Below are 25697 nucleotides of genomic sequence, written 5' to 3'. Positions count from 1 at the left end.
GCCCGTTAAGGCGGTAACGATGAATTTTCAAATTGATAAATCCGGCAAGCTGGAAAATGTCTGTTATGACATCCGTGGCCCGGTACTGAAAGAAGCTAAGCGTCTGGAAGAAGAAGGTAATAAAGTTCTCAAACTCAACATCGGCAACCCTGCCCCGTTTGGTTTTGAAGCCCCTGATGAAATTCTGGTTGATGTGATTCGCAACCTGCCGAGTTCGCAAGGCTATTGTGATTCAAAAGGGCTGTATTCGGCGCGTAAAGCGATTATGCAGCACTACCAGGCGCGTGATATGCGCGATGTTACCGTCGAAGATATCTACATTGGTAACGGCGTCTCTGAACTGATTGTGCAGGCGATGCAAGCATTGCTGAACAGTGGTGATGAGATGCTGGTACCTGCGCCAGATTATCCGTTATGGACGGCAGCCGTGTCGCTGTCGAGCGGTAAAGCTGTGCATTATCTGTGTGATGAGTCTGCGGGCTGGTTCCCGGATTTGGACGATATCCGCAGTAAGATCACCCCGCGCACGCGTGGCATCGTCATCATTAACCCGAACAACCCAACGGGTGCGGTGTACAGCAAAGAACTGCTGATGGAAGTGGTGGAGATTGCGCGTCAGCACAACCTGATCATTTTCGCTGACGAAATCTACGACAAGATTTTGTATGACGAGTCACAGCACCATTCGATTGCGGCACTGGCGCCAGATCTGCTGACCGTGACCTTTAATGGTCTGTCTAAAACCTACCGTGTTGCGGGATTCCGTCAGGGTTGGATGGTGTTAAACGGTCCGAAGAAACACGCTAAGGGCTATATCGAAGGGCTGGAGATGCTGGCGTCGATGCGTTTGTGCGCCAACGTGCCTGCTCAGCATGCGATTCAAACGGCGTTAGGTGGCTATCAAAGTATCAGTGAGTTTATTGCACCTGGTGGTCGTTTGTATGAACAGCGCCAACGTGCCTGGGAATTGATCAACGACATTCCGGGCGTCAGCTGCGTGAAACCGCAAGGCGCTTTGTACATGTTCCCGCGCATCGATCCCAAGAAATTCAACATCTTTGACGATCAAAAAATGGTGCTGGATTTCCTGTTACAAGAGAAAGTGCTACTGGTTCAGGGTACCGCCTTTAACTGGCCATGGCCGGATCACGTGCGCATCGTCACCTTGCCACGTGTTGATGATCTGGAAATGGCGATCAATAAATTTGGTCGTTTCCTGCAAGGCTATCGTCAGTAGTCTGACACACTGACCCGCAATGGATGCAGGCAGCAAGTGAATGAATCCAGGTTGCTTACCTGCGTGAGCGACTTGGGTAAGTGAACGCAGCTAACGCACATGCAAGCCGAAGTCCGAAGGGTATATACTGTTTTCATCTCGGGGAAGGCCCTCCTTCCCCGCCGTGAGAACAGGAACCGTTTATGACCCGTAGCCATTTTTTTGCCCACCTCTCCCGTCTTAAACTGATCAATCGCTGGCCATTGATGCGCAACGTTCGCACCGAAAATGTCTCTGAACACAGTCTTCAGGTGGCGATGGTGGCGCATGCGTTGGCCATTATCAAAAACAAAAAATTTAACGGTAATCTCAATGCAGAGCGTATTGCGATGCTGGCGCTGTATCACGATGCCAGTGAAGTGCTGACCGGTGATTTACCCACGCCGGTGAAGTATTACAACGCGCAAATTGCTCATGAGTACAAAAAGATCGAAAAGATCGCTCAGCAGAAGTTGATCGAGATGTTGCCGCCGGAATTGCAGGATGCCTACCGTCCGTTGATTGACGAGCATTTGCATAGCGAGAGTGAACAAGCGGTGGTGAAGCAGGCTGACGCGCTGTGCGCCTACGTGAAATGTCTGGAAGAGCTGTCAGCAGGAAATAACGAGTTTTTGCTGGCTAAGGCACGTCTGGAGAAAACATTGTCACAGCGTCGTTCCCCCGAAATGGATTACTTTGTAGAGATATTCATTCCAAGCTTTAGCCTGTCGCTGGATGAAATTTCTCAGGATACCCCATTATAAAAAACGGGCCGCTATGGCCCGTTCTGTCAGACGTTGGCAGAAAGCGTAAACATGCCGTTTTCTGTAGGTGAAACCACCAGCGGTTCCAGTGTTTTCACCTGCCAGGTCACTTCATTCAGGCGCGGGGCATCCGTGGGGGCATTAACAGCAACCACTGCACTGCGCGCCTCCAGCCCGGCAATAATGCCGGCGGGCGCATCTTCAACCACAACGCATTCCGCTGCAGGCAGTCCCAGGCGTTCAGCACCCAGCAGATACGGCTCCGGGTTCGGTTTACCCAATTTGATGTTTTCTGCGGTAATGAACACCTCCGGCATCGGTAAACCCGCCGCTTTGTGACGCGCGTGAGCCACCGGGATAGATCCTGAAGTCACTATCGCCCAGGGAATCTGCAGTTCGTTGAGTGTGGCGAGCAATGCCTTTGCCCCCGGAATCGCTTGCACGCCCTGCGTGTCTTCTGCTTCTAAACGCTCAAGCCACATAAACTCCGCCTGAATCGCCTCTTCAGACTGGCCTGCCATAAAATGGCGCAGTGAATTGATCGCTGGCTTACCGTGTATGAAGTTCAGGACTTCTTCCGCCGCAAGACCCTGGCGCTCGCCCCACAATGACCATGCGCGGATCACCGCAGGCAACGAATCCACCAATGTACCGTCCAAATCAAACAGAAAACCCCTGTACTCCACGCGTTGCTCCTTATTCAGGCATTAAGAATCTGCGCGATTTCGTTCGCGCTAAGATGATACTGACGCGGACAAGTGTGCCACACCGCCAGCATACGTTGGTATTTTTCCCACATCGGCGTCTGAGCATTGAAGCCGTGAGTTCCAGAATCAAAATGGGTGTAGCGTCCTTCGACGTTCACCATAAAGCGCACATAGCCGAGATAGCGCGCCTCGGTGGCCGCATCAAAGCCGAGAAACGCCAGACGGCGCTCTTCGATATTATTGGCTTCTTTCAGGTTCGACCAGGAGACATGCAGCGCATGGTGCATTTCCATAATATCGATGAGTTGGCGGCAGGTGGCTTCCGTTAGCTCGCCAAACTCTTTGTCGAGTTCGCGCAGTTGCAGGCCGTAGCCCCGTTCGATGATGGTCTGGTAGCGGCGATAGCGCTCCGCATTTTCCGGCTCAAGCATCGCCATCATTTTGTATTGATTGGAGAGGATCAGTCGTTGTGCATGGGTCATTTCCACGGTTCGCTCCCGGGCCATCACGGCCGCTTAAGATTTAACAATGGATAAATGATTACACAAGGAAAGCGATGCGTGTTTGCCCGCATCACTTTTCTTTGATTTAAACCCGGTTACTGCACACATTCTCTGGCAGTAAAAGGGGATGATCGATCAAAGATCGTCGAGGAAGGTACGGTCGAGTTGTTTGAAGGCGCGCTTCAGCACATCGGCCAGCGCCTGATAAGTCGGTTTACCATCAACAGGGGCAATCGCTTGTCCAGCTTCTTCCAGTTTTGCGCGCACTTCGTGGAACCAGTGCAGCAATGTCGGCGGCAATGGCGTGATGGAGCGCTTACCCAGCCACCACAATCCCTGCATCGGCAGACTGCAGGCAAACAGTGCGGTGGCAATCGCCGGTCCCAACTGTCCGCCCATGGCGATTTGCCACGTCAGGGTGAATATCGCCAGCGGGGGCATAAAGCGGATGGCAAAACGCGTTGCCGTCACCACGCGGTTTTCCGGGAACATGGGGGCCAGTCGCTTATCGGCTGGCCAGGTCTTCATGTAACGCTGACCGTTCTGGAATAAACCAAACCAGCCGGGATTGCTTGTGTCATTCGCCATGATAGACCTCAACTAATTCTGCAACGATTAAAATATAATGATAACTACACAACTTTACGTGACATCCTTCAAAAGATTTTGTCTTTGCGGGTGACAGTGGGTATTCTGACGCCGTTTTAGCAACATTACCGGAAGCTTCAGCTCAATAAAAGAGCGGTTCAGAGCCATGTTTCGCTAAGCAGATTTCAAAAATCTGCGTAAAATTACCGAAATTTTTTTGCATGTCGGTCTCTTTTTGACTACCGCATGATGTTAATCATTAATCTACCAGCATTCATGGGCTACGCTGTTAGTCTGATTGCGTTATTTTTAGCCACTCTTTAATCAATAGGTACTTCCATGTCAACGAAGTTAGTACTGGTTCTGAACTGCGGCAGCTCATCACTTAAGTTTGCCATCCTCAATCCAGCCACCGGTGACGAATATCTGTCAGGTCTGGCGGAGTGTTTCCATTTACCTGAAGCGCGTATCAAATGGAAACTGGAAGGCAGCAAACAAGAAGCGCCTCTCGGCGCAGGTGCAGCGCACAGTGAAGCGCTGAACTTTATTGTTAAAACTATTCTGGCACAAAAACCAGAGCTTTCGGCACAAATCGCTGCAATCGGCCATCGTATCGTTCACGGCGGCGAGCAGCTGACTCAATCGGTGATCATCGATGAATCGGTGATTCAGGGCATTAAAGATGCTTCCTCTTTTGCTCCGCTGCATAACCCGGCGCATCTGATCGGTATCGACGAAGCACTGAAGAACTTCCCTCATCTGTCAGATAAGAATGTGGCGGTTTTTGATACGGCATTCCATCAGACTATGCCGGAAGAGTCATATCTTTATGCTCTGCCGTACAAACTGTACAAAGAGCACGGCGTTCGTCGCTACGGCGCACACGGCACCAGCCACTACTATGTGACGCAGGAAGCCGCCAAAATGCTGAACAAGCCAGTCAATGAACTGAATATCATTACTTGCCACCTCGGCAACGGCGGTTCAGTCTCTGCTATCCGTAACGGCCAGTGCGTCGATACTTCTATGGGTCTGACACCGCTGGAAGGTTTGGTGATGGGCACCCGCAGTGGTGATATCGACCCGGCTATCGTGTTCTTCCTGCATGACACCCTCGGTATGAGCGTGGATGCGATCAATAAACTGCTGACCAAAGAGTCTGGTCTGCTGGGTCTGACCGAAGTCACCAGTGACTGCCGCTATGTTGAAGACAACTACGCGACCAAAGAAGATGCCAAGCGTGCGATGGACGTGTTCTGCCATCGTCTGGCGAAATACATCGGCAGCTACACCGCGCTGATGGAAGGTCGTCTGGATGCCGTGGTGTTCACCGGTGGTATCGGTGAGAACGCGGCGATGGTGCGTGAGCTGGCGCTGGCGAAACTGGGTCTTCTGGGCTTTGAAGTGGATCACGAGCGTAACCTCGCGGCCCGCTTCGGTAAGTCTGGCTTTATCAACAAAGAGGGCACCCGCCCGGCCGTGGTGATCCCAACCAACGAAGAGTTGGTTATCGCCCAGGACGCCGCGCGTCTGACCGCCTAAATACACTTCTCTCCGTCAGCTCAGGCTGACGGAGTTGTTTTGGCTAGTCTGCAACACCTGAGAGGTTTTTATAGTGTCACGTACAATCATGCTCATCCCTACCGGCACCAGCGTCGGCCTGACCAGCGTCAGCCTCGGCGTGATTCGTGCCATGGAGCGCAAAGGCGTTCGCCTGAGCGTGTTCAAGCCGATTGCCCAGCCACGTGCGGGCGGCGATGCGCCCGATCAGACCACCACCATCATTCGTAAGAACTCCGCAATCCCTGCCGCTGAACCGCTGCAGATGTCACGCGTTGAGTCACTGCTGGGTTCGAACCAGCAAGACGTTTTGATGGAAGAGATCATCGCTAACTACCACGCCAATGCGCAAGACGCGGAAGTGGTGTTGGTTGAAGGACTGGTGCCAACCCGTAAGCATCAGTTTGCCTCTTCGCTGAACTATGAAATCGCCAAGACCCTGAATGCGGAAATCGTGTTCGTGACGGCACTGGGCAATGATTCGCCTGCGCAGTTGAAAGAGCGCATTGAATTAACGCAAAGCAGCTTTGGCGGCAGTAAGAACAAAAACATCACCGGCGTGATCATTAATAAACTGAATGCGCCAGTGGATGAGCAGGGTCGTACGCGCCCTGACCTGTCTGAAATTTTCGATGATTCGACGAAAGCAAATATTGCCAATATCGATCCTAAGCAGCTGTTTGCTAACAGCCCATTGCCGATTCTGGGCTGTGTACCCTGGAGTTTCGATCTGATCGCGACGCGTGCCATCGATATGTGCCGCCATCTGAATGCAGAGATCATTAACGAAGGTGAGATCCAGACCCGCCGCGTGAAATCGGTGACGTTCTGCGCACGTAGCATTCCGCATATGCTGGAGCACTTCCGTCCGGGTTCACTGCTGGTGACATCGGCCGATCGTCCAGACGTGCTGGTTGCAGCTTGTCTCGCCGCCATGAACGGTATTGAGATCGGTGCCGTGTTGCTGACCGGTGGTTATCAGATTGAAGCACCGATTGCGCGTCTGTGTGAACGTGCCTTCCAGACGGGCCTGCCGGTGTTTATGGTGAAAACCAATACCTGGCAGACCTCACTGAGCCTGCAGAGCTTTAATCTGGAAGTGCCTGCAGATGATACCCAGCGCATTGAGAAGGTGCAGGAGTATGTGGCCAGCTTTATCGATGCCGATTGGGTGGAATCACTTACTGCGACTTCCGAACGTAGCCGTCGTCTGTCTCCACCAGCCTTCCGTTATCAACTGACCGAGCTGGCACGTAAAGCAGGCAAACGCATTGTGCTGCCAGAAGGCGACGAGCCACGTACCGTGAAAGCCGCTGCGATTTGTGCCGAGCGTGGCATTGCATCTTGTGTACTGTTGGGTAACCCGGATGAGATCCAGCGTGTCGCTGCCGCTCAGGGTGTGGTGCTGGGCCAGGGCATTGAGATTGTCGATCCAGAAGTGGTGCGCGAGAATTATGTGCCGCGTTTGGTTGAGTTGCGTAAGAGCAAAGGCATGACCGAAGTGGTCGCGCAGGAGCAGCTGGAAGATAACGTGATGCTCGGCACCATGATGCTGGAGCGCGGTGAAGTGGACGGTTTGGTGTCAGGTGCTGTTCATACCACCGCCAATACCATTCGTCCGCCGTTGCAGTTGATCAAGACCGCGCCAAACAGTTCACTGGTGTCTTCCGTGTTCTTTATGCTGCTGCCTGAGCAGGTGCTGGTGTACGGTGACTGCGCGATTAACCCGGATCCGAATCCAGAACAGCTGGCAGAGATCGCGATTCAGTCTGCGGATTCCGCCAAAGCCTTTGGTATCGATCCACGCGTGGCGATGATTTCTTACTCAACCGGTAACTCCGGTGCGGGTAGCGACGTTGAGAAGGTACGCGAAGCGACGCGTATCGCGCAGGAGAAACGTCCTGATCTGGTGATCGATGGTCCGTTGCAGTATGACGCTGCGATTATGGAAGATGTCGCGAAGTCGAAAGCACCAAACTCTGCCGTTGCAGGCCGTGCGACCGTGTTTATCTTCCCGGATCTGAACACCGGTAACACCACTTACAAAGCGGTTCAGCGTTCGGCCGACCTGATTTCCATCGGGCCGATGCTGCAGGGTATGCGCAAGCCAGTGAACGATCTGTCACGTGGCGCATTGGTGGATGACATTGTTTATACCATCGCACTGACCGCGATTCAGTCAAAGCAGGCGGAAGGTTAATTCCTTTTTCTTTCTGCTGAACGTAAGGAGCATGAGGGTTAAACCTTGTGCTCTTTTTTTTTGCTTTAAGATTGGTGGGTGGTGAAGGCTGGGTGTTGCTGTGGGCTGGGTGTTGCTGTGGGCTGGGTGCAGTTGTCGCTGAATGCTCGGTGCAAACGACAGGGAAGGCCAGTCCGATCGCGAAGGATTAACGCATCCCTGCAGATCGGCCGCGCCGTCCATGGCGCGGACGCTTCGCTCTTCGCACTGGCCTGCCCTGTCTTTCAAACTTGATCATCGCTTTTGAGGTGCACACCTCAGCATTCTGACTGTTTGTCATGAAAGGCTATGTCGTACGTTTCTGTTAATACTCTTCTTCACTGCCCTTCAAACTTCATCATCGCTTTTGTGGCGCACACCTTCGCATTCAGAGCGAATGTAACGTGGCGACTTTCACGCAGTGGTTCACTGGCAAAAAAACATCCTGACGATCACACTGATCTCAGGCTCCCGTGACTTGCGAGGTGAATGATGAGCAGCAGTGATGTGCACCGTCGTCGATTGAAGGCCACGCCGCGCGGTGTGGGTGTGATGTGTGATTTTTATGCGGTGAAGGCGAAAAATGCCACGGTGTGGGATCAGAATGGGCGCGAATACACTGACTTCGCGGCAGGCATTGCGGTGCTGAATACCGGGCATCGTCATCCGAAAGTGATGGCGGCCGTGCAGCAGCAGCTGGATAGCTTTACCCATACCGCGTTTCAGGTTATCCCTTACGAGAATTATATTCATCTCGCTGAGCGGCTTAACCAGCGCGTGCCCATTAGTGGCGAGGTGAAAACCACCTTCTTTTCCAGCGGTGCAGAAGCGGTAGAGAACGCGGTGAAGATTGCCCGCGCGGCGACCGGGCGTCCCGGCATTATTGCGTTCACAGGCGCATTCCACGGGCGCACCCATATGACGATGTCACTGACGGGCAAAGTCGTGCCTTACAAAACCGGCTTTGGGCCGTTTGCCGGTTCGGTATTTCACGCCCAGTATCCTAATGCGCTGCACAACGTGAGCGTGCATCAGGCATTAGAGAGTCTGGAAGCGATTTTCCGCAGTGATATCAGCCCACAGCAGGTGGCGGCGATCATTTTCGAACCCGTGCAGGGCGAAGGCGGTTTTTATATTGCGCCACCAGCGTTTGTATCTGCTTTACGTGCCTTATGCGATCGTCACGGCATTTTGTTAATCGCCGATGAGATTCAGAGCGGTTTTGCACGCACCGGCAAGCTGTTCGCCAGTGAGTATTACGATGTGCAGCCAGATTTGATCACCATGGCAAAAAGTCTGGCGGGCGGGTTTCCGTTATCGGCCGTATCCGGGCGTGCCGAAGTGATGGATGCCCCTGAGCCGGGTGGTTTAGGTGGCACTTATGCGGGCAGCCCGCCCGCGATAGCCGCCGCGCATGCCGTGCTGGATATTATTGATGAAGAACAGCTGTGCGCACGCGCTAATCAATTGGGCGAACAGCTCAGTGCCACTTTGCGGAGTGCAGGATGCGCATCCCTTGCTGAGGTGCGCGGTTACGGCTCAATGGTTGCGGCAGAGTTTCAGGATGACGCAGGCCGACCATCAGCAGAAATCACCAAAGCGATTCAGTTACAGGCGCTGGCACAAGGGCTGATTTTACTGACCTGTGGCGTACACAGTAATGTGATCCGTTTTCTTTATCCGCTGACGATTCCGCAGCCACAGTTTGATAAGGCCCTGCAACTGCTCAAAGACATTTTACGTGAGCATTAGAAACAACAAAGGCGCCGTTGGGCGCCTTGTTCGAACGTAGCGGGAATCAGGATTCGCTGCTCTGCTTGCGACGCGCGGCATCGCTGTTGCGGCTCAGCCACAGTGATACGGCTTTGAGCGAGTCGTCGGTGAATTCATCGCAGCGTGCAGTGATCTCTTCTGGCGTCATCCAGAACACTTCATCCACTTCTTCTTCCTGCATGGCGAATGGGCCATGTGACACACAGCTAAACAATCCACCCCAGACGCGGCAGTGCTCATCTTCGAAGTAGAATTTACCATGCTCGGCAAACGGCACTGCGGCGATCCCTAACTCTTCTTCCGCTTCACGGCGTGCAGATTCCAGCATGTCTTCACCACTCTGCACTACGCCACCGGCGGTCGCATCGAGCATACCCGGCATGAAGTCTTTGATTTCAGTACGACGCTGCACCAGAATTTTGCCCATACCATCATGCACCACGATGTAGGTCGCACGATGACGCAAATTCTGCGCACGCATCTGCGCACGGCTGGCCTGCGCAATGACTTCGTTCTCTTCACTAACGATATCAACCCACTCGATACCGCTATCTGCCGTTTGATCCACCATCCGTAACCCTTTTCTGTTTTCGGCGTGCCCAGCACGCGCCTGTTTGCGATGCCTTATTAGAATGAGCGGTAAGGTAAAGCGTTCTTTTCGCCTCCGCAAGGCTCTTCGTGCTTAGCGCGACTTACCCGATTCGGCCAGCCACAATTGCACTGACGCACGTTGCCACTGAAACTCGGCGTAATGCTGCAATTTCACCGGTAACGTGTCGCCATGCAGTGCCAGGCGGTTAATCATCACTGCCAAATCGGTGTCGGCAATCGACCATTCACCAAACAGGTTTTGTTGTCCATCCGGAAGCAGACGCTGAACCGCCGCGATCAATTTGCTTGCCGCCTGCTCGCCTGCCGGGGTTAATGGCGCAAAGCGCTCGCCGGCAAACAGCACTTCCGTCGGACGCTCAGCACGCAGCGCCATTAAATCACTGCGCAACCACGCCTGCACTTCACGCGCGTGCGCACGCTTTTCACGATCGCGTGGATAGAGACGCTCAAATTCAGGGGCCGGAAAACGCTCTTCGAGGTATTCAGCAATCGCTGAAGATTCATTGAGCACCAGATCATCAATCTGCAGCGTAGGTACGCGACACGTCAGCGACAGCGCGCGGTAGTCATCATCAAGCTGAGCGTTTTGCGCTAAGTCCACGCGCTTCAGGGTGAAAGGAATGCCTTTCTCGGTGAGTGCAACGTAGACAGACATGGCGTAAGGGCTGAAAAAGGATGCATCGGACCACAAGGTGATGGATGGATAGTTCATCGGCTGCCTCAATAAGCATCAGGTGTGCTTTCTATTTACCGATTTTTATTTGTTAAGGCAATGGTGTGCTGGTCGGATCTTTGACCTTAAGACCAACACAAACTTTCCCTTTTTCTTCATTAGCGTAAGCGCTGTCACGCTATCCGTGCGCTTCTCTTCTATGATCAGTCTGAGCAGAAAATAAATTACAAGGAGGCTCAGCATGCACCTGCTTATTACCGGTGGCACAGGTTTGATAGGCCGCCATCTGATACCGCGCCTGCTGTTGCTCGGGCATCAGGTGAACGTCGTCACCCGAGATGTCGCGGCGGCACGGGACAAACTGGATTCTCGCGTTTCGCTATGGTCCGGTATCAATCAGCAAAACGATCTCGACGGTATTGATGGCGTGATTAATCTGGCGGGCGAGCCGATCGCCGATAAACGCTGGACCGAACAACAGAAACAGCGGCTGTGTGAAAGTCGCTGGCAGATCACCGAGCAAATCGTTTCGCTGATCCACGCCAGCAGCAACCCACCGCATTTTTTAATTTCCGGATCCGCGACCGGTTTTTATGGTGATACTGGCGATCTGGTATTAACGGAAGACGATCCCGGTCACGATGAGTTCACTCATGCCCTGTGTGCACGTTGGGAACAGCTGGCACTTAATGCACAGAGCGATCGCACCCGGGTTTGTTTATTACGCACTGGCGTAGTGCTGGCAGAGGAAGGCGGCGCGCTGGCAAAAATGAAGCTACCGTTCAAACTTGGCGTCGGCGGTCCGATTGGCAGTGGGAAGCAGTATCTGCCGTGGATTCACATTGACGATCTGGTTAACGCGATCATCTGGCTGATCGACAATAACGACCTGAGCGGACCGTTCAATATGGTTGCGCCTTATGCGGTGCGCAATGAGCAGTTCGCCGCCACACTCGGCCACGTGATGCATCGACCGGCGTTTATGCGCACCCCAGCCAGCGCGATTAAGTTGATGATGGGAGAATCTGCCGTGCTGGTGCTGGGTGGGCAGCATGTTTTGCCGAAACGGCTGGAGGAGTCGGGTTTTGGCTTCCGCTGGTATGATTTGCAGGAAGCGCTGCAGGATGTGGTCTGATAAACAGACGGCGGCCCTGAGCCGCCGTTTTTCGCTTAGCTGCGTTGTTCCGCTACTCGCGATTTCACCGCCCTCTCTTCACGCGTATGTCCCGGCTGCGGCACGCGAATGATAAAGGTCAGCACCCCCGCAAACACATACAGCGCGGTATAAGCCCATACCACCCCGACGATATCAAAGAACGGCAGCATCACTGAGGCGATAGCCGGAGCCACGAAATTGCTCAGGCCCGCCGACAGGTTGTAGATCGAGACGGCGGCACCTTTATGATGCGGTTCCAGCGTTGGAAATACCGCCGTCATCGGTACAAATGCCGCCACAAAGATCCCCAGCATCACTGCCGGAATCAGCGCCACCCAGAAGTTGTGACCGGCATACAGCGGCAGGTAATAAAACATCAGACTGGAAATCGCCATTCCCAGGCAACCAAACCAGCGCACCTGACGGATCCAGCCTAGCTTCTCACCGGTGATGCCCCAGAAGATGTTGGTGAAAATGGTAACAAAGAAGAACACCGCCCAGATCTGCAGCCATTCAGAGATAGTGAAGCCGAGACGATCGACAAACAGCAGTGGCATGATGATGGCAAAACCAAACAGCGACAGCGTGTTGATGATGCGAATCAGGCAGGCATAAAACACGTGCTGATTCGTGAACAGGATGGTCACGGCCCGCGACATCTCGGTCATTTTGTCACGCATCGGCAAATTCACACGTGAGCGATCCACCGGCACGTTGCGCAGACTGAAGTACGCCAGAATTCCACCACAGGCCACCCAGATAATCGCCAGCCACAGCGTCCCGGTTTCCCCCAGCATCGGAATGGTCAGGCTTGGCAAATAGCTGCCGACCACGCCGATGCCGACGGAATACATTGCCCAGAACCAGCCGGTAGCTGCTGCCAGTTTCTCACGTGGCAAGACCTGCACCAGCATCATCATGAACGAGTAGATAAACAGCGGATAAGCCAGCCCGCGGATACCGTAGAACAGCACCATCAGCGGATAGTTACGCAGACCAAGCCCCAGCGACATAAACAGCGCATGCATCACGATCCACAGCACAAAGCCAATCATCATGGCGCGCTGCGGGGTGATCAGCTCAGCCACCACGCCCGACGCCCAGGCCGCCAGCGCCGCCGCTAAACCATAGAAAGTAAACACCACCGCAGATTGCGCAGGTGTAAAGCCCATGTCGGTGATATGGCGCGACAGAAACGCCATTTCAAAGCCATCACCCGCCATGAAAATCGCGATAGCGAGGAAGCCCCAAAACATCTTTTTCGGTAAGCCAAACCAGTATTCGTTCGATTGCATCACCATCACCTTCTGTTCGGTAAGCCGTTATGCAGGCAGCAAGCTGCGCACCTGTTGTTGTTGGATGTAGAGTTCGCGGAACAGACGCAGCCGCTTTTGCAGCACCGCACCGCGCGTGGCATCCGGTTGATATCGTGCCTGCACCAGTGGTTTCAGGCAGACCTCTTGCTCATTACCGCCATCGCCCAGCCATGCCAGTCGTGCGGCGCCCAGCGCACCGGATGCGCTGGCCGGATGGGTGACGATGGGCAGTTGCAACACGTCGGCAATCAGCTGTGCCCACAGCGTGCTGCGTGCTCCACCGCCGGTCAGGCTGCATTGCTGAATGTGGTGCTGGGCATCCCCGAGCACCGCCAGCCCATCCGCCAGCCCAAATGCCACACCTTCGATCACCGCATAGCCCAGCAAAGCACGCGGTGTTTCGTGGCGAAGATTGAAGAAAGAACCGGAGGCATCAGGATCGTTATGCGGCGTGCGCTCACCTGACAGGTAAGGCAGGAATATCGGGGCACTCCGCAGTTGTTCATCGCTGAGCTGTGCCATCTCCTGCATCAACTGGCTTTCGCTAACCGACAGCAGATTACACAACCAGCGCAGGCAACTGGCGGCACTCAGCATCACACTCATTTGATGCCAGCGACCCGGTAGCGCATGGCAGAAGGCATGCACGCCGGATTGAGGGTCGGCTTGCAGGCGATCGTTCACAACGAAAATCACACCGGAAGTGCCCAATGAGATAAAAGCATCCCCCGTATTCACTGCACCCACGCCGACCGCCGATGCGGCATTGTCACCGCCACCACCCGCCACCGTAACCGAGGTGGATAGACCCCACTCACTCGCCAGTGCCGATTGCACACGGCCACTCACCGCGCTGCCTTCCACCAGTTCAGGCATCTGCGCGCGCGTCAGTCCGGTGATGGCCAGCAGTTCTTCAGACCAGTCACGCTGTGCCACATCCAGCCATAGCGTACCGGCAGCATCCGAAGGCTCGCTGACAAAGTGCCCGGTAAGACGCCAGCGCAGATAATCTTTCGGCAGCAGGACCTTATCGATGCGGCTGAAGATCTCTGGCTCATGTTCCGCCACCCAGCGCAGTTTCGGCGCGGTGAAGCCGGGCATGATCATGTTGCCGCTGATCGCCATCATCTGCGGATAGCATTTACGCAGCACCTCACACTGTGGCGCACTGCGCGTGTCGTTCCACAAGATGCACGGACGCAAAACCTTGCCATCCGCATCCAGCAGCACGGCCCCGTGCATCTGGCCGGATAAGCCGATGGCACGGATAGCAGCCCACGCATCAGGAGATTGCTGACGCAATGCCGCCAGCACCTCAGTGCAGGCTTGCCACCAGCGTTCGGGATCCTGTTCTGCCCAGTGGGGATGTGGGCGCTGCACAGTGAGCGTGGCATGCTGTGACGCCACAATCTCACCATACGCGTTGATGATCAGCGCTTTAAGCTCTGACGTACCGATATCAATGCCGAGATACATGATTACACCGCCGCCAGTTCTGGCTGTTTCAGCCACTGTTGCAAACTTGCGACACGGTGCGTCACCAGCGCATGAAACGCCTTGTCGTTTGCCAATTCGGCAAACAGCGCGCTATCACTCAGGAAGGCCTTCAGCGGATCGGCACTGGCGAACTGGTTACGCAGCGCATCGGCCTGTAGCGCACCATCCTGATAGGAATACGGCAGATCGTCATTGGCCCAGCGCTGCATAAACAGGAAGAACAGTGCCGGAATCACCGCTGTTGCACTGGGTTGCGCACCGCGCTGGTAGCACTGTTGCAGGGTTGGCGTCACCATGCCGGGAATTTTGGACAGGCCATCAGCGCCCACGCGCTGGTTGGTGTCTTTGATGTATGGGTTGCTAAAGCGGGCCAGCACCACGTCGCGGTAATCGGCTAAATCAAGCGGGCTGGGCGACAGAGAGGGAATGACATCCTGAGTGACGTAGTCGTGCGCCAGTTGATAAATCGCCGGATGACGTGTGCTGTCATCGATATAGTTCAAGCCAATCAGCGTGCCCGCCCAGGCAATCGCGGCATGCGTCGCATTGAGGATGCGGATCTTCGCTTCTTCCCACGGCAGCACCGACTCCACCAGCTCAACGCCGACCTTTTCCAGCGCCGGACGCCCGGCAATAAAGTCATCTTCAATCACCCACTGAATAAAGGACTCTGCCATCACCGCTGCCCCATCCTGTTTGCCGGTTGCGGCTTGCACGCGCTCCGCCACATCCGGCGTTGGGCGTGGAGTAATGCGATCGACCATGGTATTCGGTGAAGTGGTCTGCGTGCGCACCCAATCTGCCAGCGCGGTATCGCCTTTGGCGGCAAGGAAGGCGAGGAATCCCTCACGGAAACGCTCACCGTTGTGGCGCAGGTTGTCACAGTTCAGCAGTGTGACCGGCGCGCCACCTTGTGCAACACGCGCTGTCAGGATGCGGCTGAGTGCGCCATAAATAGTGCGGATGTCGCCACCCAGATCGGCCTTCACGTCTGCCTGATTGAGATCCAATTTAAATTCAGGTGTCAGGTAGTAGCCCGCTTCAGTCACGGTAAAGCCAATTACACGGGTTTGCGGATTGGCCCCCTGCTCAACCAGCGCGCTAATTTCACTGTCCCACGGCAAGATTTTGCGCAGCGAGGTGATGGTTTCGTAATCGCGCTCACCTTCTGGCGTCACGGTTTCCAGCACATATTCGCCGTTCTGCGCCGCGAGCTGATTGAGCAACGGCACCGCGTCATTGCGGATATTGCCGAGCGCGATGCCCCAGCTTTCATCTCCCTGCTCGCGCAGTTTATGCAGATACCACGCCTGATGTGCCCGATGGAAAGATCCCGCGCCGATGTGTATCCACACTGATTGATTGGTCATAATCGCCTCAATTAAACATTTGCCACAAGACAGGGCATTTGCCCGATGACAGGTAGCATAGTGTGCGTGGCGAGGATCGTTCTGCGAGCCTTATCACAAATAATACATTTGCTCTTTTTTGGGGCTTTTGCTCAGTTAGTGCTTTTCGTAAAACACGCGCTAAGATGTCGCATCAGTTTTGACGGAACAGCGTGATGAGCAGAGAAGAGAAAAAGCAGGAGCTGGCCGCACGTGCCGCGTGGATGTACTACGTTGCAGGCGTCACGCAGCAAGAGATTGCGCAGGCATTGGGATTGTCACGTCAGGTTGCGCAGCGTCTGGTCTCCAGCGCACGCGAGATGGGCATGGTGAGCGTAAAAATCGATCATCCCGTCACCCACTGTTTGCAGCTGGCGCGCGAGGTGCAGGAGAAATTTGGTCTGGATCTGTGCCGCGTGGTGCCATCGGCCAATCTGAATGATGACGCCATTCAACAAATGCTGGCGGTGGAAGGCGCGGCGGTGATGTCACAGTTCATCAATGAGGAAACGCCGCAGGTGTTTGGCATTGGTTCGGGCAAGACTCTACGCTCAATGATCGATGCATTGCCTTGGGTGGATCGTCCGCAGCATCAGTGCGTTTCGATGATTGGGGCGATTGCACGCGATGATTCCGGTACACGATACGATGTGCCGTTGAAAATGGCCGAAAAGATGCAGGGCAAATATTTCTTCATTCCTGCGCCGCTGTACGCCGACACACCACAGGATAAAGCGATGTGGGTGCAGCATCAGGTGTATCAGCGCGTCACCGATCGCGCATTGCAGGCGGACGTGGCTTTTGTGGGGATTGGGGAAGTGATGCCGGGTTGTCCGTTAAATGCCGAAGGATTTATCACCGATGCACAGGTTGAGGCACTGAATGCACGCGGCGTGGTGGGCGAAATGCTCGGTCACTTTTTCAATCAGCAAGGTGAGCGCGTGTGGGGCGAAACCGATGAGCTACTGACCAGCGTATTGCTGGAGAGCCAGACACAGCGCAAGATTATTGGTTTTTCCGGCAGCGAGCGGAAGTATCCGGCGATTCGGGCTGCATTGCAGGGCGGCTGGGTATCGGGACTGGTAACCGATGAAGATACGGCGCTGAGGTTACTGCGAGAGTGAGTTTTCAGCGCCTGCTCAGGAAGCGGGGGCAGATCGTAAAGACGGCATAAACCATCCCTGGGCCTCAGCCCGCGCCATCCCTGGCGCGGGATGCTTTACTCCTCTGCCCCCGCTTCCATCGCCTTAACCATCGTGCAAAATTTACTTCAGCGATCCCGACAGGAACTGCTGCAAACGTGGGCTTTTCGGGTTGCCGAAAAGCTCATCTGGCGAGCCCTGCTCTTCAATCTTGCCCTGATGCAGGAAAATCACGTGATTGGAAACATGACGAGCAAACTCCATCTCATGCGTCACCACCACCATGGTTTTACCCTCTTCAGCCAGTTTCTGCATGATGCGCAGCACTTCGCCGACTAACTCGGGATCGAGCGCAGAAGTCGGTTCATCAAATAACAGCACTTCCGGCTCCATCGCCAGGGCGCGGGCAATGGACACACGCTGCTGCTGACCGCCCGAAAGATGCACCGGATATTTAGCACGCGCACGCTCATCAATGCCGACTTTATCCAGATATTTAATCGCACGCTCACGCGCTTCGGCTTTGCTCAGCCCCAGCACCTGGATTGGCGCTTCGGTGACGTTATCCAGCACCGTCATATGGCTCCACAAATTAAAGTGCTGGAACACCATGGTCAGACGAGTGCGCAGTGAACGCAGCTGCTCTTTGTTGGACACTTTCAGCTGTCCATCGGTATCGCGCACCAGATTGATTTGCTCGTTGTTAACCGAAATGGTGCCTTCGCTCGGCTTTTCGAGGAAGTTAATGCAGCGTAAGAAGGTACTTTTCCCGGAACCGGACGAGCCAATAATGCTGATCACATCGCCGGCGTTCGCCTGCAGTGATACGCCTTTCAAAACTTCATGTTCACCGTAACGCTTGTGCAGTTCGGTAACGCTTAATTTGTTGTCAGCCATAGTGATACTCAATGCGATGAAGAAGGTTTCACGTGCGCCAGGAAGCGGCGTTCCGCCTTGCGGAACAGGCTAATCAGCACGTAAGAGATAATCAGATACAGCACCGCAGCGATGCCAAACGCGGTAAACGGCTGGTAGGTCGCCGAGTTAATATCACGCGCGATTTTCAACAGATCTGGCACCGTGGCAGTAAATGCCAGCGCGGTGGAGTGCAGCATTAGGATCACTTCATTACTGTAGGCTGGCAGCGCGGTACGCAGCGCCGACGGTAGTATGATGCAGCGATACATTTTAAACGGGGAGAAACCGTAAGCGCGTGCCGCTTCAATTTCGCCATGGGGAACCGCGCGAATGGCCCCGGCAAAAATTTCGGTGGTGTAAGCGCAGGTGTTCAGCGTAAAGGCCAGCAGCGTACAGTTCAGGCCGCTGCGGAAGAAGGCATTCAGCAGCTCCGATCCTTTCACCACTTCCAGCGTATACATGCCGGAATAGAACACCAGCAGCTGGACATACAGCGGCGTACCACGGAAGACATAGGTGAACAGCCAGACGGGCGTTGAGATATAACGATTTGGCGATACACGCGCAATCGCCAGCAACACCGCCATACAACCACCGATCACCACGGAAAGAATCAACAACCACAACGTAATGGCGACGCCGGTAAAACGGTAACCATCTGTCCAGAGCAGCTGTTTCCAATACTCCTGAATAATATCGATCATAGCTCTGCCCTTTTCACACCCACCGTGTAGCGGCGTTCAAGCCACCACAGCACGCCGTTCGACAGCGTGGTAAACACCAGATAAATCACCCCCGCGACGATCGCGAAGTAGAACGGCTGCCAGGTACTTTTACCCGCCAGCTGCGTGGCTTTCACCACGTCTTCCAGCCCCAGCAGCGACACCAGCGCTGTGGCTTTGAGAATCACCTGCCAGTTATTGCCAATACCTGGTAACGCAAAACGCATCATCGCCGGGAACAAAATACGACGGAAAGTTTGCGAACCGGTGAAACCGAAAGCGGTAGCCGCTTCAATCTGCCCTTTTGGCACAGCGAGGAAAGCACCCCGGAAGGTTTCAGTGAAATAGGCACCATAGATGAAGCCAAGTGTGATGATACCGGCCACCATCGGATCGATATCAAACTGCGCCATGCCCAGCGCATCAGTGACCGTATTGAGAGCGATTTGCAGACCGTAGAAGATCAGCAACATCAAAACCAGATCAGGTACACCGCGGATTAAGGTGGTGTAGCCTTCAGCAATCATCACCAGCAGGCGACTGCGAGAGAGTTTGGCGCCAGCGCCCATTAAGCCAAGCACTAAGGCAAGCACCACGGAGCTGAGTGCCAGCTCAAGGGTCACCAGGGTGCCTTTTAGGATTACTTCAGAATAGCCATACAGCATGGGTTCGATCCTGTCGTGAGGGAAAATAACAAACGCTGCCCAACTAACGGACAGTCCTGACCAGGATTTGAATCACAGGGTAGATGGCGGCAAGCGTATGAACCCCGGGAGTTTACATAAGTAAGCGCCCGGAGTGAATAGTTATGACCAACCCTGCTGCAAATCAATCATCAAGGTCAGAAAACAGGACAATTAATCGCCGTACACGTTGAAATCAAAGTACTTCTTCGCAATCTTGTCGTAGGTGCCATCTTTACGCATGGCATCGAACGCTTTGTCGATGGCTGCTTTCAGATCGGCATCGTCTTTGCGCAAGCCCATACCAGTACCGACACCAAAGATTTTGTCATCTTTAACCGCTGGACCGGCAAACGCATAGTTTTTGCCCACTGGCTGTTTTAGGAAGCCCTCGCTCGCCTGCACTTCATCCTGGAAAGCCGCATCGATACGACCTGCATCCAGATCCTGATACACCAGATCCTGGTTGGCGTATGGCGTTACAGTGACACCCTTAGGACGCCAGTTTTCGTTGGCGTAGGTTTCCTGAGTGGTGCCCTGCAGCAAACCAATGTTTTTACCTTTCAGCGATTCGATGGTCGGTTGCAGGCTGGAACCTTTCTTCGCCACTAAACGCGCATTGGCGGCGTAAAGTTTTTCAGAGAAGGCGATCTCTTCCTGACGTTTCTCGGTGATGGAGAGAGAAGAGATGATAGCGTCGATCTTCTTCGCTTTCAGCGACGGGATCAGTGCATCAAAATCACTTTCCACATAAGTACATTTGGTCTCGATACGCTTACAGATTTCGTTCGCCAGATCGATGTCAAAGCCGACTAACTGGCCTTGTGCATTCTTGGATTCAAACGGCGGGTATGTCGGGTCAGTCCCGATGCGCAGCGTTTTTGGTACCGCAGCGAACACGCTCGCAGCGCTGGACATGGCCAGCATCAGGGAAAGAGCCAGAACTCGCTTTTTCATAGGTAACCCTCAAGTGAAGTGCTTATTGTTATATGGTCGTGATGTGTGTTTGCGCTGAATGATTTGCAGGTTTCATGCCAGTTATGCAAAACGGCGAAAGCGTGCTCAGGCGCACTAAATACCGCGCCCTTCAGGGGCGCAAGCACTTAGTTTGTGAGGGAAATATAACAGCGACGTGAGGAAGAAAAAGCGACATTGTTAACTTTTGGTGCACAAGATGCACGAAGAGTGATCGGGCACGCGAAATTGCACACAGTTAGTGCAAAATTGCACCATTATGCGCCATGCCAACGGGTAAACAGGTCTTGCGGCAGCTCAATATCGAATTGATCAATGACGCGATTGACAGTTTGATCGACCAGATCTTCAATTTTTTGTGGGCGGTGATAAAAAGCGGGCACCGGCGGCATGATCAGTGCGCCCAATTCCGCGGCCGTGGTCATCATGCGTAAATGCCCAAGATGCAGCGGCGTTTCGCGCACGCACAGGACCAGTTTACGCTGCTCCTTCAGCACCACATCGGCGGCGCGCGTCAGCAAACTATCACTGTAGCTGTGCACGATGCCGGAAAGGGTTTTCATTGAACAGGGTAAAATCACCATGCCAAGTGTCTTGAAGGAACCTGATGAGATGCTGGCAGCGATATCACGTACGTCATGCACCACATCAGCCAGTGCTTGCACATCACGCAGGCTGTAATCCGTTTCCAGCGATAACGTCTGACGCGCAGCCGGACTGATCACCAAATGGGTTTCCACATCGGCCAAAGGTTGCAGCACTTGCAACAATCGCACGCCGTATATCGCGCCACTGGCGCCGGAAATACCAATGATCAGTCGTTTCATTATTCAGCCCTGCCCGTTCAGATTGCGGCAATGATAGCCGCTCACTGAGCAAAAATACAAAAACAAACAGGGCGGAGTTTCCCCCGCCCTGTTAAAGATGAGCACCACGAGGCGGTTAGCCTTCGTTATGCAGCTCCAGACCTTCCACTTCGTTCTGACGCTGAATCGCTTTCGCATCGTCATTACGCAGTGACTGCAAATACTCGAGGTACTGCTGGTCGACATCTTTGGTGACGTAAACGCCGTTGAATACCGAGCACTCAAACTGTGCGATATCCGGGTTCTCTTCACGTACTGCTTCGATCAGATCATCGAGGTCCTGGAAGATCAGCGCATCGGCTTTGATCAGCTGACGAATTTCTTCCACTTCACGGCCATGCGCGATCAGTTCGGTAGCGCTCGGCATATCGATACCGTAGACGTTCGGGAAACGAATTTCCGGCGCGGCAGACGCCAGGTAAACACGTTTTGCACCGGCTTCGCGCGCCATTTCAATGATCTGCTCAGACGTGGTGCCACGCACGATGGAATCGTCAACCAGCAGCACGTTCTTATCACGGAACTCAGCACGGTTGGCGTTCAGTTTGCGGCGAATCGCGCTACGACGCATATGCTGGCCTGGCATGATAAAGGTGCGGCCCACATAGCGGTTTTTCACGAAGCCCTGACGATATGGCTTGTCGAGAATACGGGCGATTTCCAGCGCGGCATCAGTGGAGGTTTCCGGGATAGGAATCACCACATCGATATCCAGGTCTTCCCATTCGCGGGCAATTTTCTGACCGAGTTTGGTGCCCATACGCACACGTGCGCTGTAGACCGACACCTTATCAAGGAAGGAGTCTGGACGCGCAAAGTAGACGTATTCGAACAGGCAAGGGTTGGTTTTGGGATTCTCAGCACACTGGCGCGTGGAGAGTTGTCCCTGCTCGGTGATGTACACCGCTTCACCAGGCGCCACATCGCGGATGAACTCGAAGCCTAAAGTATCCAGTGCCACGCTTTCTGACGCCACCATATATTCGGTGCGACCATCAGCAATCACGCGTTTACCCAGCACTAATGGGCGAATCCCGTTTGGATCGCGGAACGCAACTAAGCCATGGCCAATAATCATCGAAACCACTGCGTAAGCGCCGCGCACCTGTTGGTGCACTGCCGCTACCGCAGCAAAAATGTTGTCAGCTTCCAGCGGGTCATGCTGGAAACGGTCGAGCTCCTGCGCAAAGATGTTCAGCAGGATTTCAGAATCAGAGGTGGTGTTAACGTGACGGCGACCCACTTCGAACAGATGCTTACGCAGTTCGTGCGCGTTGGTCAGGTTGCCGTTGTGCGCCAGCGTGATGCCATACGGGGAGTTTACGTAGAAAGGCTGCGCTTCAGAAGCGCTGGAACTGCCCGCGGTTGGATAGCGAACATGGCCAATCCCGATATTACCCTGCAAACGCTGCATGTGGCGTGCTTCGAAGACATCGCTCACCAGGCCATTCGCTTTACGCAGACGGAAGCAGTTAAGCGCATCGATGGTACAAATGCCGGCGGCATCTTGCCCGCGGTGCTGCAGCACCGTTAACGCGTCATAGATCGACTGGTTTACTGGCATAAAACCGGTGATACCAACAATACCGCACATGTTGTCATTTCCTCATTGGCCGCACTCCCGGTGGCGTTACCGGGGTATAAAACTGGACGTGCTTTTCAGGTAATCGAAAAACCACCTGATGATGTAACTGAACTGGGGAATGAGTTGCGACTGTTGCCAGTCCGGGCTTTTGGAAAAGCCGGTGAATGTATCGAGGAAGAAGAGCATAGCGGAAACAATCAGCACGCCACGCAACGCCCCGAAACAGACCCCCAACACCCTGTCGGTTCCCGACAAGCCGGTTTTTTCCACCAGCGAGCCGATCACATAGTTCACGATGGCACCCACAATCAGAGTGGCAACGAATAACACCGCTATCGCGATGCCGTTGCGAACCAGTTCGTCGTCAAAACCTGTAAACCAGACTGCAAGGTAGGTGTAGTAATGACTGGCGACAAAAAACGCGCATCCCCAGGTAACGAGAGATAAGGCTTCCCGGACAAACCCACGAATCAGGCTGACCAGAGCCGAAAAACCAACTACCGCAATAATGACGTAATCAATCCAGATCATGAACGCTTCCAACCCAGTGCTTATGCACCCCTGCATCCAGTTCGGGGCGCATTCTAACAGAAAAAGAAAACGTTTGCGTAGGGTTTTCCGGTTCTGTATCCATAAAAAGGGCGATGAAAAAAACTTTCCTCGCCCTGAGTAAAATCAGCAATTTAACCCACTGATATAAAACAGCTTTACGACAACATTTCGCTTAACCGCTTGTGCTATACCGCGCCTTTTACTGCTATCGGCGCGGCTTATCACAGCATTAACGCGTGCCGTACGGTTTCACCACGCCACCGAGCCCGGAGATGCTTTGTAGCTCACTCAGCGAACTCTGCAGCTTCGCTTTTGAGGCATCCGGCCCCACATAAATGCGCGTGATTTGTCCCTGCACCGGCGTGGATGGCACGGTAAAGGCACGATATCCTGACAGACGCAGTTGCGCCACAATCTCACTGACCTTGGCCGCATTCTTTAGCGCACCCAGCTGAACCACAAACGCCTGCCCCGCAGGAGCCGCTTCCGGTTCACTCTGTTTCGGTGTTTCGACCACTTTTGGCTGCTCAACCGGTTTCGGTTGTTCTACCACTTTGGGCTTCGGTTGTTCGACCGGTTTTGGCTTCGGCTGTTCAACCGGCTTAGGTTTGGGCTGCTCGACCACTTTTGGCTTCGGCTGCTCAACCGGCTTCGTCTGTTGATGCACCGGCGGCGGTGTCACCAGCGTAGGCTCGCTGTTCTGCACCGGTTGCGCATTGCCATTGCTGGCCGAGCTGCTGGCTTTACCGTTATCCGAGGTTTGCGCCGTGCTCGCCCCTTCCGGCGGCTGCGCCGGGAGCGGTTGCGTCACCGGCGGCACCATTTCGCTATCCTGCTGATCGTCCGGCTTTGGCACCAGCGGAATCGCTGCGAACTCTTCTTTGTAATGCTTTTTCTTGCCGTCGAGCACCCCCGGCAGCACGATGACGCCAATCGCCACCAAAATGACGGTACCGACTAAGCGATTTTGAAACTTACTTGCCACTGCCATTCTCCGCTGACATCGATTCCATAACCTGTGCAACGGTGTGGAAAGAACCACACACCAGAATCACATCCTCAGGCGCGGCTTGCTGACGCGCGGCCTGCCATGCTGCATCGACGTTATCATACGCATTGCCACCTTCAAGGTGGGCGATCAGCTCATCGGCGGTGGCGCCACGCGGACCGTCAAGCGGTGCACAGAACCAGCGATCCACCTGCGGTGCCAGCGCGGCCAGCGTCCCCGCGATGTCCTTGTCATGCAACATGCCGACCACTGCATGCACTTTACCGCTTTTCGGCAACTCCGCCAGACGTGAAGCCAGATAATGCGCCGCATGCGGATTATGCGCCACATCGAGAATCACGCGCGGGCTTTCACTCACCGTCTGGAAGCGCCCAGGCAGAATCGCTAAGGGCAAATGTTCGCGGATCACCGCTTCGCTGACATTGAGTCCTGATGCGCGCAGCGCGGTGATCGCGGTCGCCGCATTGGGCAACGGCACCTGCGGCAACGGCAGGTCGCGCAGTTCACCGTGTCTATCCTGCAACGTCCAGCTATTTTCCTGCTTCTGCCACTGCCAGTCACGGTTGATTTGCAGCAGCTGCGCGCCCTTCTCCGCCGCGACTTCGGCGATGGTGTGCGGCATATCGGCTTCACCGACGACTGCAGGTTTGCCACCACGGAACACGCCGGCTTTTTCGCGACCAATGCTTTCGCGATCCGGCCCCAGCCAATCGGTGTGATCGAGCGCGATGCTGGTGATCACCGCAACATCCGCATCGATGATATTGGTGGCATCAAGACGTCCGCCAAGACCCACTTCGAGGATCACCACATCAAGATTGGCCTCACGGAACAGATTCAGTGCAGAGAGGGTGCCGAATTCAAAGTAGGTGAGTGAAATGTCACCGCGTCCAGCTTCAATACTGGCGAAACTGGCGCTGTGCAGCGCTTCATCCAGCTCGGAGCCCTGCACGCGCACGCGTTCGGTGTAGCGCACCAGATGCGGCGAGCTATACACGCCCACGCGATAGCCTGCGGCCATCAAAAGCGTTTCCAGCGTGCGGCAGGTGGTGCCTTTGCCATTGGTACCGGCAACGGTGAAGATAAACGGAGCGGGTTTTAGCAGATCAAGGCGTGCGGCGACGCGTTGAATACGATCCAGGCCCAATTCGATGGCCTGTGAATGCAGGTGTTCAAGATAATGAAGCCACGTGGCCAAAGGCGACGTGGCTTGAGGAAGCTGCAGAGTGTCCATG

The 25697-nt window shown here is 54.4% G+C and carries 24 protein-coding genes; 7 read left to right on the top strand and 17 right to left on the bottom strand.

The features are described 5' to 3' along the window. The first annotated feature begins 19 nt into the window (after positions 1–19). Together QMZ65_RS05010 and yfbR are read left to right on the top strand one after the other, a co-directional pair. The gene (locus QMZ65_RS05010) at positions 20–1237 is read left to right on the top strand and encodes a pyridoxal phosphate-dependent aminotransferase (RefSeq protein ID WP_034825078.1); all 1218 of its coding nucleotides are present in this window, start codon (positions 20–22) and stop codon (positions 1235–1237) included. 182 nt (positions 1238–1419) lie between these two features. Beyond that, positions 1420–2019: a 5'-deoxynucleotidase gene (yfbR, locus tag QMZ65_RS05005; RefSeq protein WP_034825080.1), complete on the top strand. Its 600-nt coding sequence runs from the start codon at positions 1420–1422 to the stop codon at positions 2017–2019. 26 nt (positions 2020–2045) lie between these two features. On the opposite strand, the gene QMZ65_RS05000 is transcribed toward yfbR, so the two are convergent. From QMZ65_RS05000 to yfbV, 3 genes are all read right to left on the bottom strand, one after another. Further along, positions 2046–2705 carry a sugar phosphatase gene (locus QMZ65_RS05000; RefSeq protein ID WP_058961295.1) on the bottom strand — a complete coding sequence of 220 codons (660 nt, stop codon included), beginning with the start codon at positions 2703–2705 and terminating at the stop codon, positions 2046–2048. 14 nt (positions 2706–2719) lie between these two features. Further along, positions 2720–3214, bottom strand: coding sequence for a YfbU family protein (locus tag QMZ65_RS04995; RefSeq protein ID WP_097116578.1), 495 nt, complete (start codon positions 3212–3214; stop codon positions 2720–2722). A gap of 150 nt (positions 3215–3364) precedes the next feature. Beyond that, positions 3365–3817 (bottom strand): terminus macrodomain insulation protein YfbV, encoded by a 453-nt coding sequence (yfbV, locus tag QMZ65_RS04990; protein ID WP_034825085.1) that lies wholly within the window; start codon positions 3815–3817, stop codon positions 3365–3367. Between the two features lie 339 nt (positions 3818–4156). Here yfbV and ackA point away from each other — a divergent pair, with 339 nt between their 5' ends. The 3 genes from ackA to QMZ65_RS04975 all read left to right on the top strand — a co-directional run bounded on the left by ackA (position 4157) and on the right by QMZ65_RS04975 (position 9347). Next, a complete protein-coding gene (ackA, locus tag QMZ65_RS04985) occupies positions 4157–5359 on the top strand; it encodes an acetate kinase (protein WP_097116577.1) in 1203 nt (400 codons plus the stop codon). Positions 5360–5432: 73 nt separating this feature from the next. Beyond that, positions 5433–7577 (top strand): phosphate acetyltransferase, encoded by a 2145-nt coding sequence (gene pta / locus QMZ65_RS04980; RefSeq protein WP_176505707.1) that lies wholly within the window; start codon positions 5433–5435, stop codon positions 7575–7577. A 510-nt stretch (positions 7578–8087) separates the two neighbouring features. Continuing rightward, positions 8088–9347, top strand: coding sequence for a 4-aminobutyrate--2-oxoglutarate transaminase (locus tag QMZ65_RS04975; protein ID WP_283215553.1), 1260 nt, complete (start codon positions 8088–8090; stop codon positions 9345–9347). A gap of 46 nt (positions 9348–9393) precedes the next feature. On the opposite strand, the gene yfcD is transcribed toward QMZ65_RS04975, so the two are convergent. Continuing rightward, positions 9394–9939: an NUDIX hydrolase YfcD gene (gene yfcD / locus QMZ65_RS04970; RefSeq protein ID WP_034825091.1), complete on the bottom strand. Its 546-nt coding sequence runs from the start codon at positions 9937–9939 to the stop codon at positions 9394–9396. Positions 9940–10050: 111 nt separating this feature from the next. Beyond that, positions 10051–10692, bottom strand: a complete 642-nt coding sequence (gene yfcF / locus QMZ65_RS04965; protein WP_038645717.1) for a glutathione transferase — start codon at positions 10690–10692, stop codon at positions 10051–10053. Between the two features lie 202 nt (positions 10693–10894). Between yfcF and QMZ65_RS04960 the strand changes: the two genes are divergently transcribed. Beyond that, positions 10895–11788, top strand: coding sequence for a TIGR01777 family oxidoreductase (locus QMZ65_RS04960; RefSeq protein ID WP_283215530.1), 894 nt, complete (start codon positions 10895–10897; stop codon positions 11786–11788). Between the two features lie 35 nt (positions 11789–11823). Here QMZ65_RS04960 and QMZ65_RS04955 read toward each other — a convergent pair whose 3' ends face one another. The 3 genes from QMZ65_RS04955 to dalD are packed head-to-tail and all read right to left on the bottom strand — an operon-like array spanning position 11824 to position 15992. Then, positions 11824–13104, bottom strand: a complete 1281-nt coding sequence (locus QMZ65_RS04955; protein ID WP_038645712.1) for an MFS transporter — start codon at positions 13102–13104, stop codon at positions 11824–11826. Between the two features lie 27 nt (positions 13105–13131). Continuing rightward, complete coding sequence (xylB, locus tag QMZ65_RS04950; protein ID WP_283215529.1) at positions 13132–14601, bottom strand: xylulokinase; 1470 nt, start codon at positions 14599–14601, stop codon at positions 13132–13134. A 2-nt stretch (positions 14602–14603) separates the two neighbouring features. Next, complete coding sequence (gene dalD / locus QMZ65_RS04945) at positions 14604–15992, bottom strand: D-arabinitol 4-dehydrogenase (protein ID WP_160833454.1); 1389 nt, start codon at positions 15990–15992, stop codon at positions 14604–14606. A gap of 194 nt (positions 15993–16186) precedes the next feature. Here dalD and QMZ65_RS04940 point away from each other — a divergent pair, with 194 nt between their 5' ends. Continuing rightward, a complete protein-coding gene (locus tag QMZ65_RS04940; protein WP_160833453.1) occupies positions 16187–17134 on the top strand; it encodes a sugar-binding transcriptional regulator in 948 nt (315 codons plus the stop codon). A gap of 141 nt (positions 17135–17275) precedes the next feature. Here the strand turns inward: QMZ65_RS04940 and hisP are convergent, their stop codons facing one another. From hisP to folC, 9 genes are all read right to left on the bottom strand, one after another. Then, entirely contained in the window at positions 17276–18049 is a 774-nt protein-coding gene (hisP, locus tag QMZ65_RS04935; protein WP_038645703.1) for a histidine ABC transporter ATP-binding protein HisP, read from the bottom strand. Positions 18050–18057: 8 nt separating this feature from the next. Next, positions 18058–18774 carry an ABC transporter permease gene (locus QMZ65_RS04930; protein ID WP_034825106.1) on the bottom strand — a complete coding sequence of 239 codons (717 nt, stop codon included), beginning with the start codon at positions 18772–18774 and terminating at the stop codon, positions 18058–18060. Then, a complete protein-coding gene (locus QMZ65_RS04925; protein WP_038645701.1) occupies positions 18771–19457 on the bottom strand; it encodes a histidine ABC transporter permease HisQ in 687 nt (228 codons plus the stop codon). Before QMZ65_RS04925 ends, QMZ65_RS04930 begins: the two co-directional genes overlap by 4 nt. 192 nt (positions 19458–19649) lie before the next feature. Then, positions 19650–20432, bottom strand: a complete 783-nt coding sequence (gene argT, locus QMZ65_RS04920; RefSeq protein ID WP_034825110.1) for a lysine/arginine/ornithine ABC transporter substrate-binding protein ArgT — start codon at positions 20430–20432, stop codon at positions 19650–19652. A gap of 275 nt (positions 20433–20707) precedes the next feature. Further along, positions 20708–21277 carry a UbiX family flavin prenyltransferase gene (locus QMZ65_RS04915; protein ID WP_038645698.1) on the bottom strand — a complete coding sequence of 190 codons (570 nt, stop codon included), beginning with the start codon at positions 21275–21277 and terminating at the stop codon, positions 20708–20710. Positions 21278–21392: 115 nt separating this feature from the next. Next, positions 21393–22910 carry an amidophosphoribosyltransferase gene (purF, locus tag QMZ65_RS04910; protein ID WP_034825114.1) on the bottom strand — a complete coding sequence of 506 codons (1518 nt, stop codon included), beginning with the start codon at positions 22908–22910 and terminating at the stop codon, positions 21393–21395. A 36-nt stretch (positions 22911–22946) separates the two neighbouring features. Then, entirely contained in the window at positions 22947–23432 is a 486-nt protein-coding gene (cvpA, locus tag QMZ65_RS04905; RefSeq protein ID WP_034825265.1) for a colicin V production protein, read from the bottom strand. Between the two features lie 250 nt (positions 23433–23682). Beyond that, positions 23683–24438 carry a cell division protein DedD gene (gene dedD, locus QMZ65_RS04900; RefSeq protein ID WP_283215528.1) on the bottom strand — a complete coding sequence of 252 codons (756 nt, stop codon included), beginning with the start codon at positions 24436–24438 and terminating at the stop codon, positions 23683–23685. Then, positions 24428–25696, bottom strand: a complete 1269-nt coding sequence (gene folC, locus QMZ65_RS04895; protein WP_166934771.1) for a bifunctional tetrahydrofolate synthase/dihydrofolate synthase — start codon at positions 25694–25696, stop codon at positions 24428–24430. The genes dedD and folC overlap by 11 nt, the downstream gene beginning before the upstream one ends. Position 25697 lies beyond the last annotated feature (1 nt).

The organism is Pantoea sp. EABMAA-21 (assembly GCF_030053335.1).
Lineage (GTDB): Bacteria > Pseudomonadota > Gammaproteobacteria > Enterobacterales > Enterobacteriaceae > Pantoea > Pantoea communis.
Note: the sequence above shows the minus strand (reverse complement) of the source record. Positions and strands in the feature narration are given on the sequence as shown.